12 protein-coding genes are annotated in these 17,974 nt (G+C 45.3%); 1 reads left to right on the forward strand and 11 read right to left on the reverse strand.

The genetic code is table 11. The features are described 5' to 3' along the window. Positions 1 to 228 precede the first annotated feature (228 nt). The 9 genes from efp to DBR43_RS26720 all read right to left on the reverse strand — a co-directional run bounded on the left by efp (position 229) and on the right by DBR43_RS26720 (position 15,920). Positions 229 to 789, reverse strand: a complete 561-nt coding sequence (efp, locus tag DBR43_RS26680; RefSeq protein WP_124586392.1) for an elongation factor P — start codon at positions 787 to 789, stop codon at positions 229 to 231. Positions 790 to 947: 158 nt separating this feature from the next. Then, positions 948 to 3,632, reverse strand: coding sequence for a glycoside hydrolase family 78 protein (locus DBR43_RS26685; protein WP_124586393.1), 2,685 nt, complete (start codon positions 3,630 to 3,632; stop codon positions 948 to 950). Positions 3,633 to 3,817: 185 nt separating this feature from the next. Continuing rightward, positions 3,818 to 5,335 carry a RagB/SusD family nutrient uptake outer membrane protein gene (locus DBR43_RS26690; RefSeq protein WP_124586394.1) on the reverse strand — a complete coding sequence of 506 codons (1,518 nt, stop codon included), beginning with the start codon at positions 5,333 to 5,335 and terminating at the stop codon, positions 3,818 to 3,820. 18 nt (positions 5,336 to 5,353) lie between these two features. After that, entirely contained in the window at positions 5,354 to 8,479 is a 3,126-nt protein-coding gene (locus DBR43_RS26695; protein ID WP_124586395.1) for a SusC/RagA family TonB-linked outer membrane protein, read from the reverse strand. A gap of 388 nt (positions 8,480 to 8,867) precedes the next feature. Beyond that, positions 8,868 to 10,265 carry an FGGY-family carbohydrate kinase gene (locus tag DBR43_RS26700; protein WP_124586396.1) on the reverse strand — a complete coding sequence of 466 codons (1,398 nt, stop codon included), beginning with the start codon at positions 10,263 to 10,265 and terminating at the stop codon, positions 8,868 to 8,870. 3 nt (positions 10,266 to 10,268) lie between these two features. After that, positions 10,269 to 11,543, reverse strand: a complete 1,275-nt coding sequence (locus tag DBR43_RS26705) for a TIM barrel protein (protein ID WP_124586397.1) — start codon at positions 11,541 to 11,543, stop codon at positions 10,269 to 10,271. Between the two features lie 10 nt (positions 11,544 to 11,553). After that, positions 11,554 to 13,674, reverse strand: a complete 2,121-nt coding sequence (locus DBR43_RS26710) for a bifunctional aldolase/short-chain dehydrogenase (protein ID WP_124586398.1) — start codon at positions 13,672 to 13,674, stop codon at positions 11,554 to 11,556. Positions 13,675 to 13,697: 23 nt separating this feature from the next. Continuing rightward, positions 13,698 to 14,777, reverse strand: a complete 1,080-nt coding sequence (rhaT, locus tag DBR43_RS26715) for an L-rhamnose/proton symporter RhaT (RefSeq protein WP_124586399.1) — start codon at positions 14,775 to 14,777, stop codon at positions 13,698 to 13,700. A 111-nt stretch (positions 14,778 to 14,888) separates the two neighbouring features. Continuing rightward, positions 14,889 to 15,920: a GntR family transcriptional regulator gene (locus DBR43_RS26720; protein ID WP_124586400.1), complete on the reverse strand. Its 1,032-nt coding sequence runs from the start codon at positions 15,918 to 15,920 to the stop codon at positions 14,889 to 14,891. 114 nt (positions 15,921 to 16,034) lie between these two features. Between DBR43_RS26720 and cysQ the strand changes: the two genes are divergently transcribed. Further along, a complete protein-coding gene (cysQ, locus tag DBR43_RS26725; protein ID WP_124586401.1) occupies positions 16,035 to 16,799 on the forward strand; it encodes a 3'(2'),5'-bisphosphate nucleotidase CysQ in 765 nt (254 codons plus the stop codon). On the opposite strand, the gene cysC is transcribed toward cysQ, so the two are convergent. After that, positions 16,796 to 17,347 carry an adenylyl-sulfate kinase gene (gene cysC / locus DBR43_RS26730; protein ID WP_124586402.1) on the reverse strand — a complete coding sequence of 184 codons (552 nt, stop codon included), beginning with the start codon at positions 17,345 to 17,347 and terminating at the stop codon, positions 16,796 to 16,798. The genes cysQ and cysC overlap by 4 nt on opposite strands. A gap of 33 nt (positions 17,348 to 17,380) precedes the next feature. Beyond that, a complete protein-coding gene (locus DBR43_RS26735; RefSeq protein ID WP_124586403.1) occupies positions 17,381 to 17,959 on the reverse strand; it encodes an isochorismatase family cysteine hydrolase in 579 nt (192 codons plus the stop codon). Positions 17,960 to 17,974 lie beyond the last annotated feature (15 nt).

Genomic DNA, 17,974 nt, shown 5'->3' on the forward strand with positions numbered 1-17,974 from the left:
AAAGCGAGACTAGAAGGGAAATTAGAAGGGAAATTAGAAGGGAAATTCGAAATCGCTATAAATCTCAAAAAAGAAGGTATGTCAGCTGAATTGATTGCTGAAACTACCGGTCTTTCCGTCGAAGAAGTAGAAAAATTATAAAAACTGAACCCGAGATAGGGATTACATCAAAAAAATGGGGCTAAGTTTTACTTTAGCCCCATTTTTTATAGTTATAAAATACTACCCTTATTTTACGCGCTCCACATATTCTCCTGTGCGGGTATCTACTTTTACTTTATCACCCTGGTTTACAAACAAAGGTACTTTTAGTTCCACACCATTTTCGGTAGTTACCATTTTCAAAGCACCTGAAGAAGTATCACCTTTAACAGCTGGTTCTGCGTAAGTAATTTCCAGTTCCACAAAGTTTGGTGCCTGAGCCATGATTGGTTCTTCGCTTTCGAAAGAAACGATCACATCCATTCCTTCTTTTAGAAATCTTGCAGATGGTCCGAATAATGCTTTTGCAACGCTGAACTGCTCAAAAGAGACATTGTCCATTACTACAAAATAATCACCTTCTTCATATAGATATTGATAGTCATTAGTTTCTACACGGCAAATTTCAACTGCCTCATCAGTTCCTAAACGGGCTTCTACAATTTTGCCTGTTTTAATATTGCGAAATTTTCCCAAGTAGAAAGCGCCACCTTTACCAGGTGTACGGTGTAAGATTTCAGTAACTGATACCAGTTCGTTGTTGAAACGTAAAATATTTCCTACTTTAATTTCAGATGCCTTTGCCATAAAAATATAAATTGTAAAATTTGAGCCCAAATATATAAGCTTTTTTGAATACTTATATATCCATTCCTCATTCCTGATGGTTATTAAATTTTAAGTAATTCATTTTTTGTCAGTTATGTTGACTGAGTGAATTGTTTGTTCATGATCTGATCGCTCATTTAAGCGATTTCAAATTGGTATACCCCCGCTGCAAGTGTAAGCTTCGGCGCAATAACCTTCCCGTTTTGGTATACTTTTTTACCCGGTGTTACCGGAAAATTAACTATTGCATCTGAATTGGCCGGAATGGTAACTGTATAAATCACCTTGTTTCCTGATCTTTTCCAGGCTGATATAATTTTACCATAAGGTCCTTCATGTTCTGCTGTGAAATGCTCCAGTCCCGATACAAAGTTAGGGCGGAGCTGGATGCGCTTAAAGCCAGGATGCTGCTCATCCGGATGGATCCCACCCAGTCCCTTAAAGAACCAGCCACCGATTTCCCCGAACATCATATGGTTTAAAGAGATGTCCCTTTCCGCCTTGATGTCCCAGTTTTCATAAAGGGTAGTGGCCCCGTTTACAATCCACCATCCCCAGGAAGGGTAGGTGTCCTGTGCGGCCAGCTTATAGGCAGTTTCTGCCTGTCCATTCTCGCTAAGGGCATTCAATATCGCTTTCGCGCCGAGGACCCCAACATCCAGGTGCATGCCATCTGCCGCAACCCTTTTGGCCAGGTTTTCTGCAACTTTGAGTTTAAGTGCTTCCGGTACGAGCCCCCATTGCAGGGCAACGCTCAGTTCGGTTTGTACTCCCGAAGCGTAAATCCCCGTTTCGGCATTGAAATATTTGTCATTAATAGAGGTCCTGATCTTTTCAGCGAGCGCAAGGTAATGCTCATAATCCGCCTGTTTATTCAGCAGTTTGGCCGTTTTATAAAGGATGGTTGCATCTACGAAATAATAAGTGGAAGAAGTATACTCCAGGTCTGATTTTGATTTTACCGGCACCCAATCCCCTCGACCAAACGTAGTCAGGCCATTCGGACTGATTTGTGTGAGGTAATCCACATACTTTTTCATACTCCCGTAGCTGTCTGCAAGCAGCTGACTGTCCCCGTAGAAAAGATAGATGTTCCATGGGATGATGGCTATTGTACTGGTCCAGTCGGTTCCGTTTGCTGTTCCATAACCCCAGCCTCCGGTAGGAATAATATCCGGTAATACGCCATTGGGCTTTTGTTCATCCCTGTGGTCTGCCAGCCATTTCTCATAAACCGTGATCCCGTCGAAATTAAACAGGCCTGTTTCTATGGCGAAATGTCCATCACCCGTCCAGCCATTCTTCTCCCGTTGCGGGCAGTCGGTAGGATAGCCCATAAGGTTAGATAAATAAGAATTGTTGGTTGCCCACCACAAGCGGTCTATTAATGGATTAGAAGAGCTGATTTTGCCTTTTGGCGCCACATCACTATGCATAAAGTAACCGGTAATGCTTTCCTTGTTCAGTGCTATGGCTTTACTACTGGTCACTTCTACATACTGAAAGCCTTTATAGTTAAATTTAGGCATGAATTCCAGTTCCCCTTTTCCCGATAAGGTGATGATGTCGGTTTGAAAAGGATCGGTCTGATCTTTGGGACGGTAGTATACATCAATATTGGAAAGGTCAACCCTGCCATTGGCATACAGGCGTTCCCCATGTTTCAAACGAATTATAGTGCCTTCAGGTCCCTTAACCCTGATTTTGCTGACACCGGATATATTCTGGCCAAGGTCAAAAACATAAGTCGTATCGTTGAACTTTTTCATCGATTTAACCGGGATCTCCTTCACATTCCGGATCGGCTGCATGGCCTGACTGACCACTAGATCTGAAGGTGCTTTCCTGATGACAACCCGTTCCCATTTGCGGTCGTCAAAATCTGCGGTATTCCATCCCGGTTGTTCCAGACGGAAATCATAATGCTCGGCAGTATAAATGTTATTCGATATAACGGGACTTAAACTGGTTTTCCAGTCCTGACCCGAAGTAATCACTGCAGTGCTTCCATCGGTATAAGTTATTCTCAGGTCCATACAAAAGGCCGGTCTTGCCCTCCAGGCCGCTTTATCAAAATTCCAGACCGCGATGGCCTGGTGGTTGTACCAGCCATTTCCCAGAAGTACACCAATTGCATTGCTGCCTTTTTTCAACTGGGCAGTCACGTCGTAGGAGACGTATAAATTTCTTTTGTCAAAACGGGTATACATCGGGTCGAGGCGGTGATTGCCCACCTTTTTGCCATTCAGGTACAACTCGTATAATCCGGCAGCAGCGATATAGGCACGGGCAGATTTAACCTGCTTTGAAGGTTCAAATGTTTTCCTGAAATAAGGGGCAGGACGTTTATTGACATCCTTTCCATCGCTGATCCAGGCACCTTTCCAATGGTCTGCCGTCATCATACCGGTTTCAAAACTCGCAACCGGTGCATTACCTGCTAATTTTCCATCTTTGTCCCAGAGCTCTACTGTCCAGAAATATTTGGTAAACGCGTTCAGGGGTTCACCAGCATAGTTGAGCAGCGCAATTGCGGAATTTGTTTTCCCTGAATCCCAGGAATTCCCTTTCTTTTTACTGACGGCTGCCGAATCCTTTCCAACCACAATTCGATAAGCTGTTTGCTGAGCACCCTGACGTGAATCGGTCATCAGCCAGGATAAACGTGGTTTTAAAGCATCAATGCCTATTGGATTGACGAGGTATTCACATTGTAAGGCGCCAGGTTTAGCCGTCAGTGGGCCTTTTGTCTGTCCGGTTGATGGTAAGGTAAACAGGATCGGAAGGAACAAGGAAAGGGATTTCTTGAAATAAAGGTTCATCAGTATAAAGTTAGGTGTTATTTTACAATAATAAATCCCCTGACGATGATTAGCAACCTGTACTGTCCTGTGATGTGCCTGATTTATGACCTGAAGAGGCAATTGGATATGGTATCGTTACAAAAAATGCTGACAGTCGCCACAACTGCCAGCATAATTAACCTAAAAAGAGAGCGCTAATGTTTTTACTGAGGGTTCTGCGGTAAATTATCGAGGGTAACCTCCCGTTGGGGGATTGGCAGTAAGAGTTTGTTTTGCGTAGGCTGGTAAGATCCCGCAGGGAACTGACTTGGATTTTTGGCAATCTCCCTTTGCCCATGAGCAGTCAATACCGGTATTGCTGTACCTGTCCGGACAAGGTCATACCAGCGGTGATTTTCAAAAGCAAGCTCTACTTTGCGTTCCTGATCCATCGCGGTTCTGAATTCTGTCTGACTGCCGATGCTGAGCGTAGGAATTGGGTTTCCAAAGCTCTTGGCCGCAAGCCCGGCACGTCTTCTGACCTGGTTGAGTAAACCAAAGGCTTCTCCATCGGGTACAAATCCCTGCTCGTTTAAACATTCCGCGATCATCAGCATGACATCAGCATAGCGGATCACAGGGAAGTTAACATTCGTCTGGCCCGGCTGTACAAAACCCTGGTTGTATTTTTTGACGTAAGGCACTGCCACAAAGCCAGAGCCGCTGTTAAAACCTTCAGCCAAAGAAACGTCCTTACGTAAATCGCCAGGCTCATAAGCCGCAATCAGGTCGGTAGTTGGCGTGTTCCAGCCACTGTTAAAGTTGAGGTTTGTTCCCGGATCATTGGTTACAGCCGTACCTGAGTTGAAGGGGGCAAACTGATACATGAAATTACTCGACAAGTTTGTACCTGCTGTTGAATAATACTGGATCTCAAATATAGATTCCGCATTGTTCTTGTTCGTAGTAAGGAAAATGTCTTTATAAGCAGATAACAGACTATATCCGGTCACTTTTCTCAATGCAATCAAGGCATCTCCAAACTTTTTCTGTGTCATGTACACTTCTCCAAGGAGGGCATTTGCGGCACCTTTTGAGACGCGTCCTTTTTCAGAAGCAGGATAACTGCCCGCCTCAGGTAAAGCATTGGCGGCATCCGTCAGGTCTGTGATGATCTGGTTATAAACTTCATCTACTGAAGCCCTGCCTTTTGAAGGTGCCTGCGTCGGGGATTTGATCGCTTCCAGACGTAAAGGGACCCCGCCAAATTGCCTCACGAGATTGAAATAATGAAAAGCACGGAGAAACTTAACTTCTCCTGTGGCCTGAGTTTTGGACGCATCCGGCATGTCAATTCTGCCGACATTGTTCAAGACATCGTTACAGCGGGAAATGGCTACATAACAATCTCTCCAGTAGTCCTGAATCAGGGTATTGGTAGCGCTTACCAAAAGCTGATCTACCAGTTCTCTGTTTTCCTGGCCCCTTTGTGGTGCATTGTACTGGAAGGTGGTATTGTCTGAACGCATTTCGCCAAACACCCAATAACTAAAGGTTCCCATTCCACGTAAGCTGCTATAGGCACCCACAACACCTTGTTTAAGGTCTGATTCTGTTTTCCAGAAATTGGCATCTGTTAAGCCGGATTCCGGTTCCTGATTTAAAAAGCTCTTTTTACATCCTCCAAATGAAATGGCGATGGAAAGGAGCGCCAGGAATATATATTTCGATTGAGTTCTCATTGTTAAATTCTTTAAAGGTTAAAAAGTCATGTTAATTCCTGCGGTAATGACTCTTGGCAGCGGATAACTGGTGAAATCGCGTCCCGGAGTGAGCACAGAAAAACCATCATTGGTACTGGCCTGAGGATTCGCACCGCTGTACTTGCTGAAGGTCACGAGATTCTGTACGCTGCCGTATAAGCGGAGCCCCTTGATGAACCTGGAGTTGCTGATGAACTTTTGCTTGAAGTTGTAGCCTAAGGTGACATTCTGGATGCGCATGAAACTGGCATCTTCTATCCATTGGGAGTTGACTTCACGATAAAGCGTTCTGCCGTTTACTGTGGTAGGCACGAGACCATCACCAGGGTTGGAAGGAGACCTGAATCTGTTTAATACTTTACGGTCTACATTGAACACACCGTCGATATTGGTTAAGAATTCATTCCCGGTTTTCATGATTTGTCCGCCTTGTGAACCGATGATCAGGACTGTCAGGTCGAAATTTTGATAACCGAAGTTATTGGTGATTCCGTAGTTGAAATCGGGCTGTGCGTTTCCGATCACAGTGAAATCTTTAACCGCTTCAATCACGCCATTGCCATCGATATCCTTGTATCTCACTGAGCCGACTATAGAAGAATTGTGTTTTGGCTGACTGGCAAGTTCAGCTGCGTTTTGGTAAATGCCATCAAATACAAATCCGAAGAATTGCCCCAAAGGTTTTCCAACCTGACTGATGTGGGTATAATTACCCTCACCACTGCGTCCGCTGTAGATGGGTGCGTTGTTGTTCCCCGGGTTGAGTTCTAAAACGATGTTCCGGTTAAAGCTGATATTGAAATTCGTGTTCCAGGTGAATGCACCGGTCAGGTTTTTGGAAGTCAGTCCAAATTCAAAACCCCGGTTTCTCACTTTCCCCAGGTTTACGGTAGCTGCAGAGAATCCTGAGGCAAGGGGAAGTTCAACATTCAAAAGCAGGGAGCTGGTGATGCGGTTGTAGAAATCTGCGGTCAGGTTCAGCCTGCTGTTAAACACGGAGAAATCCAGTCCTAAATCAAATTCATCTGAATTTTCCCAGGTCAGGTTTTCATTGGCAATCGATCCCGATGCCCGGCCACTGGCGAGTTGTCCGCCAAAGGAGTAATTTGCAGATCCTATTCCGGAAGCATAGGAATAATTACCGATGTTAAAATTACCTGTACGGCCATAAGTGGTCCTTAACTTCAGGTCGCTGATCCATTTTACATTTTTAAGGAACTCCTCTTCGGAAACCCTCCAGGCAAATGCACCTGATGGAAAGATTCCGTAACGAACGCTGGCACCAAAACGCGAAGAGCCGTCAGAACGAATGGTACCGGTGAGCAGGTACCTGTCTTTAAAGGTATAGTTTACCCTGGCAAGGTAGGAGATAAGTGACCATTTTTCTACCCCTGCACTTGCGCCATTGAGTAATGTGGAAGCATTAATCGTTTTAATAAGATCATCCGGGTAATTTGTTGCCCCAAAAGAATATCCGTTATACCGTTCTTTCTGTGCGGTATATCCGACAATTGCATTGATCCGGTGGTCCTTGCCAAAACTCTTGTCGTAACCCAGTGTAAACTCTGAAAGCCAGTTGGTATTGGTGTTCTGCGCGGTATTGGAGCTGGGTATAGAAAGATTTGGTTTTTGGTTTCCGGTTTCACCGATCACAAAAGTCGGACTGAATGCAAAGGAGCTGTTATTGGTGTAGTCCAGGTTAAAGCTGTACTTTGCTTTCAAACCATCAATGATCTGGTATTCCGCAAAAGCAGTGGCAAGACCTCTGAAATAATTGGCTTTGGTACCTGAAAACTCCAGGGTATTTAATGGATTTCCTGCGCCTATAGCACCGGGTGAGGTGATAAAAACAGTTCTTTTTCCTGCTGCATCCGTAACCGGAACCAGCGGGCTAAGCCAAAGTGCACGGGTCAGCACATCCCTTTGTCCGGATTCAAATCCACTCCGGTTCTGTGTACCGCCACTTGGGGCGAGGCTAATGCCTAGCTTAATTTTTTTACTCAGCTCGGATTCAAGGTTGAAATTTACAGAATAGCGTTTGTAGTCGGTATACCTTACTGTTCCTTCCTGCTCCAGTCTGTTGATGGAAGCGGAGTATTTTGTTTGTTCAGATCCTCCTCTGATGCTTGCGTCGATACTGTTTTGCATCGCTGTGCGCAATACGGCATCGTACCAGTTGGTGCCTTCACCGTATTGGGAAGGGTTTCTGAATTCTGCCGGGATATCATTGTCTGTGGCAACCAAACCTCTGGAAGCAAAATCATCGGTGATGATGTCTTTTCTGAATTGCGCATATTCCGTACCATTAAGCACCTGAGGGCGGCCTTTTTGAGGGACCTGCTGACTGCCGATGTAACTGTTTACACTGACTACCGGAATACCGGCTTTCCCTTTTTTGGTCGTGATGACAATCACTCCGTTGGAGCCTCTGGAGCCATATATTGCAGTGGATGATGCGTCTTTTAAAACGGTTACTGATTCGATATCATCGGGGCTCAGGACGTTCAGCGGATTGTAACTCTGGCCACCTGTGTTTGAGATCGCGAAACCATCCACCACGAATAAAGGACTATTGGATGCACCGATAGAACCGGCACCTCTGACCTGTATGTTTACTCCGCCACCTGGCGCACCGGTTGGGGTACTGATCTGGACACCCGCAATTTGTCCGACCATTTTCTGGTCGATGGAGCTTACAGGTAAGTCTTTAATCTGCGAGGCCGAAATGCTGGAAACAGAACCGGTGAGGTCTTTCTTCTGAGTTGTCCCGTAACCGATTACGATTACTTCAGACAACTGGTCGTTCTGAGCAGAAAGCGCCACATTGATCTGGCTGTTGTCAGCTATGGTCAATTCTTTGCTGGCATAACCAATATAGCTGAAAACAAGGACAGATCCTCTGGCTGCTTCCAGGGCAAAGCTTCCGCTGGTATTGGTTACTGTTCCTGTTGCTGTGTTTTTAACTTTAACAGAGACGCCGGGAAGCGGTCCTCCGTCGCTAAGGTCTGTCACCTTTCCCGTAATTTTTAAATTCTGTGCATAAATGAAAGTGCTGAGAAGGCACAGACCGCACATGAGGCCTATTCCTTTTTTTAATAGCCCGGTTAAATTTTTCTTTTTCATGATGCTTTAATTTGGTTTGGTAAGTTTTTGTTCATTTTAACGATTTACTTGATGTTTAAACGGGGATGACAGGGCTAATCTCGTACATCAGATTTGCCCCGGCAACCTGCACCGTCCTGCATGCAAGGCAAGTTCAATAGGGCATACAATGCCTGAATTATCCTGGTTTGGCTCAAGCTAAGGATAGGGGTTGGATGGGCCTGTTAGGGCTCATAGCCCCCTCAAACGTATTTAAGCAAGGGATGTTTTTTGGGAGAAAACAGGGATGGTGTAAAGCATCTTAAAGCGACAAGTACCACAATGACTGAGGAAAGGGAAAACCTGCCCCAAAACAAAAAGGCCAGAAGATGAAATCTTCCGGCCAGAAGTCGCTTTAAAAGGCAGAGGATCAGTAATGATGTTGTGCTGCCGAATAAAATTTGAGTTGTATAATGTCGTTTGGCAAAGGCTTGGTATTCCACGACTTGTGGATCGCAAGCGCAGCGCCGACTGCCGTAGCCTGTGCCATAGAAGCCGCAAATACTTCGAGCTCAGGAAAAGAGGCCGACAACAGGTTCATGAATATGGCATTTTTGCTAAAGCCTCCGTCCACGAAAATTCGTTTTACCTTCGTTCCCTTTAATACCCTTTGTGTAGCCTGGCATTGCTGATCTACAAGGTCCAGCATGAGCTGATGATAAGCAATCAGGTCGGTGGCATAGCCGGATAGGTTTCTTTTGGAAAAGCGCGACTCCCTGATTGTTTCCGAGCCTGATTCCGGTTCCGGCTTATCGTCTTTCCTGAGCATTTCGATGATCCCCGGATCGTACACTGCGTTGCGGTAACTGATCACATCGCCCCCAAAATGGGCAGCAATCCGTTTTACCTGCTGCTCATGTTCATAACCGGCAAAAACACGCGAGGCCTTTACCGGTTTCCCCTCAAACTGAAGGTAACACAGGCAGTCGTTCTTGAGTTCTTCTACCGTTAGCGGAGTCGAGTTAAATGGATTCAGGCTGATGCACCAGGTTCCTGTAGACAATAAGATAAAAGGCTCCTGAAAATTGATGAGGTAAGGGATCAGTGCCGCCGAACTGTCGTGGAATCCGATACCTACGGCATAATTGTTTCCGGGAAAGGCCGCGGGCATCACATGGTCTGAAGGCGCAATAGGGGCCAGTTTATCCAGAATTCCCTCTGCTTTTACCCATTCATGATAGTCCTGGGTTTTAAAATTCCAGAGCGCAGTATGGCAACCAATGCTGGTAAGGTCAGAATAAAGTGCTCCTGAGATGAGGTAACTCAGGTATTGAGGCAAATGAAGTGCATACCTGATCTGTTTAAAAAGCTCAGGTTTTTCGTGTTTCATCCGATACAACTGCAGGCCGGAATTCAGGCTCCCCAGAACGGGGGAGGCCGTGGTATTGGAAAATGCTTCCTCGCCTCCAAATCCAGCGTAAAACTGAGATTTCAGGGCCTCAGGATAGGGTTTCAGGTAGTTGTATAAAGGAGCCAAAGGCTGGCCATCTTTATCGATATAGACCAGACTCGCGCCATAAGTGGTGAAATTGATGGATTTGACTTCGAATTGCTCATTTTTAAAGACTTCCCTCAGGGAGTCGAATATCGAGAGCCGCAGGCTTTCCAGATTTTCACATGGATCACCATCTTCATCAACGGTTTCGGTAAATCTCCCTGTTCTTTCAAAAACGATTTGGTACTGCTCGTTAAACAGGAACAATTTCTTGTTCGTTTTGCCGACATCAAAGATGGCAATTACAGGAACCGGTTTGTTTTGTTGTCCCATTAATTATAATCCTGTAGCGATGGTTTTACTGCCCCGGTTTCTGATCAGTTCTTTGCGGACTTCCGTTTCTCTGTATAGACTTAAGGGCGATAAAGCCGCGCCGGCACGTAAACGGGCCTCTGCAACCAATGGCCGGACATCTGTTCTGAAGGCCTGCTGCAGTATTTCCTGGCAACGGACCACATCGTTTTCCTGCTGCGCCTGTACCAGGGCAGTCCGGTCTACAGCAAGTGCCTGTGCATAAGCGATCATGATGGCCTCCACCGATTGGAGCAGGTCTTCCAGCGGATCTTTGACATTGTGCGAGGCATCGATCATCCAGGCAAGGTCGTCCTTATGGTTTATTCCGCGTTGGTCCATTCCTTCTACCAGTTCATTAAAGATAAGGAAGAGCTGATAGGGTTTCATACATCCGGCAGTGAGGTCGTCATCTCCGTATTTTGAATCGTTAAAATGGAAGCCCCCGAGCTTTCCTTCCATCAGCAGCAGGGATACGATCTGTTCAATGTTGGCATTCGGCAGGTGATGTCCAAGGTCAACTAAAGTAAAGGCTTTAGGCCCAAGCTTATTGGCGTACAATAAGGACTGTCCCCAGTCGCCAACCGTGGTCGAATAAAAATTAGGCTCGAAGGCTTTATATTCTACAAATACTTTCCAGTCTGCCGGTAAAGCGGCATATATTTCCTGAAGGCTTTCCAGTGTGTTTTCAAAAGCCTTTCTGAAATTAAGTTGTCCGGGGAAGCAGGAGCCATCGGCTAACCAGATGGTCAAGGCATTGGAGCCCAGTTCTACACCCTGGCGGATCACCTCGATATTATGCGCGATGGCTTGTTTTCTGACCTCCTTGTTTACATGTTGCAGGGAGCCGAATTTATAACTGTGCGGCTGATTGGCCTGATCCTGAAAAGTATTGGAATTCATTGCATCAAAATGTAAACCATACTGTGCGGCCAGTGCTCTTATCGCAGGAACATTCGTGGTGGTATCCCATGGAATGTGCAGTGAAACTGCCGCACTTGAAGCATTCAGCTGATGAAGCAGGCCAATGTCTTCGAGCTTTTCTTCTATGTTTCCGGGTTCACCTCCAAGGGAAAATCTGCCAAAGCGGGTTCCACCTGTTCCTAAAGCCCAGCTTGGGATTCCGATCTGAAAATCGCTGATTTTCTGCAGGATATCTTTTGCATTTGGGATCTCTTCTGTAACGAAAGCCAGTTTTTGCTCGTGCCTGGACAGTAAACGCTCATTATGTGAGGCAATTTGATTTGGTTCTAATTTCATAATCTGTTTTTTAACGTAAAAAGGCATTGGCTACGCCACCATCTACATTTAATACATTTCCGGTTGATTTATTCATCAATCCGCCTACAAAAACAAAGCAGGCATTTGCAATGTCTTCAGGCAGGATCATTTCATTGAGTAAGGTACGTTTTGCGTAGAAAGCAGGCAACTCTGCTACGGTAATTCCATAGGCTTTTGCCCTTCCTTCGGCCCAGGCACCTTCCCAGATTTTACTATCCGAGATTACAGCATCGGGATTAACGGTGTTTACACGGATGTGATCTCCACCAAGTTCTGCCGCATTTAGTCTGCTCAGGTGTAGCTGAGCGGCTTTTGCAGAACCATATCCCGCATTGTTGGGCCCGGAAACCAGGGCATTCTTGCTGACAATATTGATGACATCGCCGCCGATATTTTGCTTTCTCAGGATTTCAACCCCAGCCTGCGTAACCAGGAACTGGCCTTTCACGAGGATGTCGTACAGAAGGTCCCAGTCTTTTTCGGTATGCTCTTCAATGGGCTTGGATATGGAGATTCCGGCGCAGTTGACGACAATGTCTACGCCACCAAAGGCTAAACCGCTATAATCAAATGCATTGCGGATCGCCTCTGCGTCGGTTACATCGAGTAAAACGGTGGCATAGGCATCTTTACTGAATTCTGCTTTAAAGCTTTGCTCTGCATTTGCCAGTCGCGCGGCATCATTGTCATTGATCATTACACAGGCACCTTCTGCGATGAATTTTTTAGCAATTGCCTTTCCAATTCCCCCTGCACTGCCTGTAATGAGGGCAATCTTTCCGGTAAGGGCTTTGGGTTTCGGCATCCGCTGTAATTTTGCTTCTTCCAGCAACCAGTATTCTATATTAAAGGCTTCCTGTTTTGGCAATGCGGTATATTGGGAAATGGCTTCAGCGCCCTTCATTACATTGATGGCATTGGTATAAAATTCGGCCGCAACCCTTGCCGTCTGTTTATCTTTAGCGAAAGAAAACAGGCCAATTCCAGGGTATAGAATGATGACCGGATTGGCATCCCGGATCGGCGGACTGTCCTCATGTTTACAGGAGTCGTAATATTCCGCATACATTTTACGGTAGGCTTCAAATTCGGGTATCAGTTTTTCCCGGACCGCTTTTAAATCGCTGAGGTTTTCATGAGCATCCAGTTTCAAAACCAGGGGACTGATTTTGGTCCTCAAAAAATGGTCCGGACAGCTCGTTCCCATTGGGGCCAGGCGTTCCAGGTCATAGGAATTGATGAATTCCAATACACGGGCATCATCTGTAAAATGGCCAACCATGTGTTTTTCATTTGAGCAGAGGCCTCTCAAAACAGGGGCGATGACTGATGCCTGTTTCCGGCGTAAATCCAGACTGCTGCCGGCAATCTTTTGTCCGCCAAATGCAGGGCCTTTTTTTTCGTATGCGGATTCCAGGTATTCCGAACATTTTTCAACCACCTCAAGTGTATTGAGGTAGCATTCATGAGCAGTATCTCCCCAGGTGAACAAGCCATGTGAACCCAGTATAATTCCTTTGATTCCCGGATGGTTGTCCAGGCATTTGCGCAATTGCAGGCCCAGTTCAAAACCAGGTTTCTGCCAGGGAACCCATCCAATTGTTCCCTTAAACAATTCATTGGTAATTTGCTCCCCATCTGCAGCTGCAGCGATCGCAATCGCCGCATCGGGATGTAAATGGTCTATATGGGCGAAGGGCAGGAAACCATGTAATGGTGTATCAATAGAAGGTGCTTTTGATTCGAGGTCATAGATACAATGGTTAAATAAGGCAACCATTTCGTCCTCATAAGCCAGACCTCTGTAAACGTTTTTCAGGTTTCGAAGCTGATCTACGTACAAAGCTGCAAGGCCGCTCTTTTGAAGGGTTCCGATATCCCCGCCGGATCCCTTAACCCACATTACCTCTGTATATTCGCCGGTTAAGGGGTGCTTGGTGATCGCCTTACAGGACGTATTGCCGCCTCCGTAATTGGTTAAGCGCAAATCTGCACCCAGTAAATTTGAACGGTAGATCAGCAATGCGATTTCGTCTCCGGCCAGTTCAGCTGCCTTTGCATCATCCCATAAATGGCTGACATGCTTAAAATCAGTTGTTCGAGAAGTCATAAATTCCAGTAGTTATGTTGTTTTTATTTGATAGAATTTCCATATCCGACGATCACTACAGACAAGATAATCATAGTTATTCCCAGGATTACTGTCGTCAGGGTTTTTCTTTTTACGCCGGTCCATTCTTTGAGTACCAGGCCCCATACATTGGCTACCAGTATAATAAAGGCCATGTGCAGGATCCAGGAGCTGGCACCGTTTCCGAGTTTACTTTCGCCCATTCCGTAAAAAAAGAACTGTAAAAACCAGGTGGTACCGGCCAATGCCGAGAAGGCATAATTTGCGAGTAAAGGCGTGCTTTTATTGGTATAATCTTTAAAAGTTTTATTGCGGAAGTTCAGTACCATGCACCAGACCAGGTTGGTGGTTAGTCCGCCCCATAAAATGAGGATATACGTCACATTGTTTTGAAAAAGAAACTCTCCCTCATTGGGATGTGTGCTTTTCCAGATTTCATTGGCCTGATGGGCCATGTCTTTCCCCGCGTCAATACCAAAGGCAAAGCAGGCGCTGAGGATCCCGGATACAATGGATAAGACCAGGCCTAAACCCAGCTTATATTCTTTATTGGAAGGGTCCGTTTTTCCGGCAGACAGGAGGTCTTTTTCTTTCATGCCTCCGGCTTTGCCGCAAATGATGATGCCCAGAACGCAGACCAGTAGTCCGAGTAAGACCATTTGTCCCCATTGGCTGTTGATCATATCGGTAAAGCTGTCTTTTCCGGATTTAGGCTCGAAGTTGTAATAGATTGAGGGGATCAGTGCGCCAAAAACGGAGCAGAGGCCAAGAATGATGGAGCTGCCCAGGGAAACGCCCAGGTACCTGACACCCAATCCGTAGGTAAGCCCGCCGATGCCCCAGAGTACACCAAAAAAATAGGTGAGGAGCAGGATTTTTCCATGTGTTGCCGCAATGATAACAGGGAAATCTGCAATCGTCAGGTAAGCGGCAAGTGGCGGAATGATGAGCCAGGAGAAAAGTCCGCCTACAATCCAGTAACTTTCCCAGGCCCAGCCCTTCACTTTTTTATAAGGAATGTAAAAACTACCCGAGGCAAAGCCTCCTGTAAAATGGAAAATGACACCGAGAATAACCTGCATAACGATTTGGCTCTATAAATGGTTTAGTTTTAATGGCCCTAATTTATGTAAGTTGCGATGATCAACTGTCCTGTACCATCCTGTTGAACAAGGAAAAACGATCAGAATTCTTTATAAAGAAGCTCTTTTGGTATAATAAAAAGGAATTTCAATATGTCTTCTTGACTGGTCATGGATCAGTTCAGCAGCTACAGCGCCCATAAATTTGAAATCGGTAGATATGGTCGTAATGCCATCCAGCAGGATCTTTTTTAAGGGAGTTTCATTGTAGGAGATGACACCTACGTTTTTGCCGATCTTATAGTTCATATCAATCATCCGTTCCAGCAAAATAACAAGGTCGTCTTCCATTAAATTAATAAATACTTCCCCTTCGTTGATCGGCTCGGTAGAAATGTCGCTAACCACCTGGTGGGAAAAGGCGTACTGCTGACAAAAGCGATGAAAGCCATCCAGAATTTCGTTGGGAAAATAACCCGGGTCAGGAAAAATGATCTTCAGTGTATGGTACCTGCTCAAAGGTTCCAGTGCCTGCTCCAGGGCTTCGTAGATGTTCTTTTCAAAGTTTTCATACACCGCGGCAAAATCGCCCTCAATACCGGGAATGAGTTTGTCCAGTAAGATCAGCTTTGATTTCGGGATGGTATTGATGATTTCCTTTGCATACTCTTCTCCCTCCATAAAATGAGGAATGATGACGTAATGGGTATAGTCTTCTTTTTTATTGCTTAAAAAACGCTTGAAAAGGGTAAGGTCATTGTTATAGATATAGAAGTCTACAGATACATCATCGCCCAGCGCATTGATGAAAGCATCGTAAACTATTTTTTTATGGGCGCTGAGTTTATTGAACAGCAGAAAAACCTTTAACTTTCTTTTTACATCTGTACTGCTGATATAATAGCCCTTGCCCGGTACCGAGTTGATTACCCCAATAGATTTCAGGTATTTATAACCCTTTTCGGCCGTGTCTCTGGAGATCTCCAGCTTATAACTCAATTCGTTTATAGATGGGAGCAAGGCCTCTTTTTTCAGTTTTCCAAGCTCAACGGATTTGATGATGGCATCTGAAAGCTGCAGGTATTTAGGCGTTGCAGAGTACTCATCCACATGGATAAAATCAAAAAAAGTTTCGGTCTTCATGGCTAAAAAAAAGCAATTTACAGATTTGGCTTAATAAACCGCACAAAATCGGCAATGGAATAGCAATCTGATGATACTATTGCTCCGCAATGGAAAGTATCCTAGATTTGAGAGATGAATGAGATAGATATAGCACCGATATTAGCCATAGCCATTGAAGCTGGTCAGGGGATCCTGAAAGTTTACCATGATCTTGCACAGGATTTCCAGATTACTTCCAAAAAAGACCATTCTCCTTTAACTGCTGCAGATCAGCTGGCGCATGACATCATTATGAAAGGACTGACGGCTCTGCATCCGGACATTCCCGTATTGTCTGAAGAAGGGGCGGAGATTGCCTACGAAATCAGGAAAGACTGGCCGCTGTACTGGTGTGTAGATCCACTGGACGGCACAAAGGAGTTCATCAGCCGCAATGGTGAGTTTACGGTAAACATCGCTTTGATGGCAAACAATGAACCGGTAATGGGAGTGATCTATAGTCCGGTATTGAACCTGATTTATTATGGAAGTCTGAGAGATGGAAGTTTTAAAATGATTCCCGGAGGGCCCGCTGAACGTATTTTTGTGGCTAAAGAAAAGGGCAACTGGAAAGCCATAGGTAGTCGTTCTCATGCCGATCCGGAGGAAGAAGAAGTCCTGAAGGAATTCCCGGTAACGGATAAACTTGCAATCGGGAGCTCCCTGAAATTTTGTTTCATCGCCGAAGGCAAAGCGCATATTTATTACAGGAAAGGACCAACGATGGAATGGGATACCGCTGCCGGACAGGCGATTGCGGTTAGTGCCGGAGCAACCATGCTGAACAATTTAAAAGAGAAGTTCCTTTACAATAAGCCCTCTCTTTTAAATCCCGGATTCTTCTGCTATTGCAGTTAGCTGAATTGCAGCTGTGTTATTCTGGAGCTTACAGCTGCATATAAGTGGTCACAACATTGCTGTGGCGTTTGACTTTCCGTAAGCAATACCAGATCTGGATTTTCCGGTTTTTCAAAAGCGGAGCTGATGCCCGTGAAGTTTTTCAGGGTATTGTTTCCTGCCAATTTATAGAGGCCTTTTACGTCCCTTTCCTGACAAACAGTGAGGGGGCAATCGATGAAAACCTCAAAATACAGCTCTCCCAGTATCTCTCTGGCGATTTCCCGGTGTACATTTAAAGGCGTAATAAAAGAGCAGATTACCACAATACCTTTAGCAGCCATAATTCCGGCGGTCTCGGCAGCTCTTCTGATATTCTCTGCACGGTCTTCCATGCTGAAACCAAGGTTTTTGTTTAAGCCTTTCCTGAGTTGATCCCCATCCAGCTGTATAGAAAAAATATTTTCGGTTTGAAACTGTGTTTCCAATAAATCAGATAGGGTACTTTTTCCGGCTCCGGATAGTCCAAGCATCCAGATCACCATTCCTTTTTGAGTCGTTAATTTCATTAGCACTAATCTAGGGTTTAATCCTGAATCGTGCTATACTTCATCAGCTGAATTCGCATTTTCAGATCTTTTGAAATCCTGATGGTCTGAGGAAAACAACGGATATTGCTGCAATTCCTTTAAAGCCTGTGCTTTTCTTTCCTGAACATCATCTCCTGTTCCGGTTAATTCGCTCAAAACAGAGACTTTGTATCCCCTGGACAGGCCATCAATTGCCGTTTGTTTTACACAATATTCCGCTAAAAAGCCACATAAGATCAATTCTTTAATGTTGTTTTTCTCCAGATGGCTGGAAAACTCTTCGGAAGAGAAGGAGCTGTGTGCTGTTTTGGCAATTAGCCGGTGGCTAACCTGAATGGCAATGTCGATTTGATGTCCGGATGTTCCCGGGATGGCCATGGAAAGTCCTGCTCCAAACTGGTTTGGCAGGTAATCCGAATAGATGACCAGCAGACGCTCTGCCGGTGTTTCTGCTAAAAGCTCGTTGATTTTGCGTTTGCATTCCAGGATCTGCCTGATTCCGGAATGTCTTTTTGCATAGGCCCCATCCGGATTGATGAAATCTTTTTGAGGATCAATGATCACCAATAGCTGTTCTTTTGTTATTCTCATTGTGCAGGAAAAGAA

The sequence above is a fragment of the Pedobacter sp. KBW06 genome (assembly GCF_003852525.1).
GTDB lineage: Bacteria > Bacteroidota > Bacteroidia > Sphingobacteriales > Sphingobacteriaceae > Pedobacter.

What these genes read in the sequence shown, in the direction of transcription:
- efp (WP_124586392.1), bottom strand. Translation starts at nt 789, where the DNA reads ATGGCAAAGGCATCTGAAATTAAAGTAGGAAATATTTTACGTTTCAAC.
- DBR43_RS26685 (WP_124586393.1), bottom strand. Translation starts at nt 3,632, where the DNA reads ATGAACCTTTATTTCAAGAAATCCCTTTCCTTGTTCCTTCCGATCCTG.
- DBR43_RS26690 (WP_124586394.1), bottom strand. Translation starts at nt 5,335, where the DNA reads ATGAGAACTCAATCGAAATATATATTCCTGGCGCTCCTTTCCATCGCC.
- DBR43_RS26695 (WP_124586395.1), bottom strand. Translation starts at nt 8,479, where the DNA reads ATGAAAAAGAAAAATTTAACCGGGCTATTAAAAAAAGGAATAGGCCTC.
- DBR43_RS26700 (WP_124586396.1), bottom strand. Translation starts at nt 10,265, where the DNA reads ATGGGACAACAAAACAAACCGGTTCCTGTAATTGCCATCTTTGATGTC.
- DBR43_RS26705 (WP_124586397.1), bottom strand. Translation starts at nt 11,543, where the DNA reads ATGAAATTAGAACCAAATCAAATTGCCTCACATAATGAGCGTTTACTG.
- DBR43_RS26710 (WP_124586398.1), bottom strand. Translation starts at nt 13,674, where the DNA reads ATGACTTCTCGAACAACTGATTTTAAGCATGTCAGCCATTTATGGGAT.
- rhaT (WP_124586399.1), bottom strand. Translation starts at nt 14,777, where the DNA reads ATGCAGGTTATTCTCGGTGTCATTTTCCATTTTACAGGAGGCTTTGCC.
- DBR43_RS26720 (WP_124586400.1), bottom strand. Translation starts at nt 15,920, where the DNA reads ATGAAGACCGAAACTTTTTTTGATTTTATCCATGTGGATGAGTACTCT.
- cysQ (WP_124586401.1), top strand. Translation starts at nt 16,035, where the DNA reads ATGAATGAGATAGATATAGCACCGATATTAGCCATAGCCATTGAAGCT.
- cysC (WP_124586402.1), bottom strand. Translation starts at nt 17,347, where the DNA reads ATGAAATTAACGACTCAAAAAGGAATGGTGATCTGGATGCTTGGACTA.
- DBR43_RS26735 (WP_124586403.1), bottom strand. Translation starts at nt 17,959, where the DNA reads ATGAGAATAACAAAAGAACAGCTATTGGTGATCATTGATCCTCAAAAA.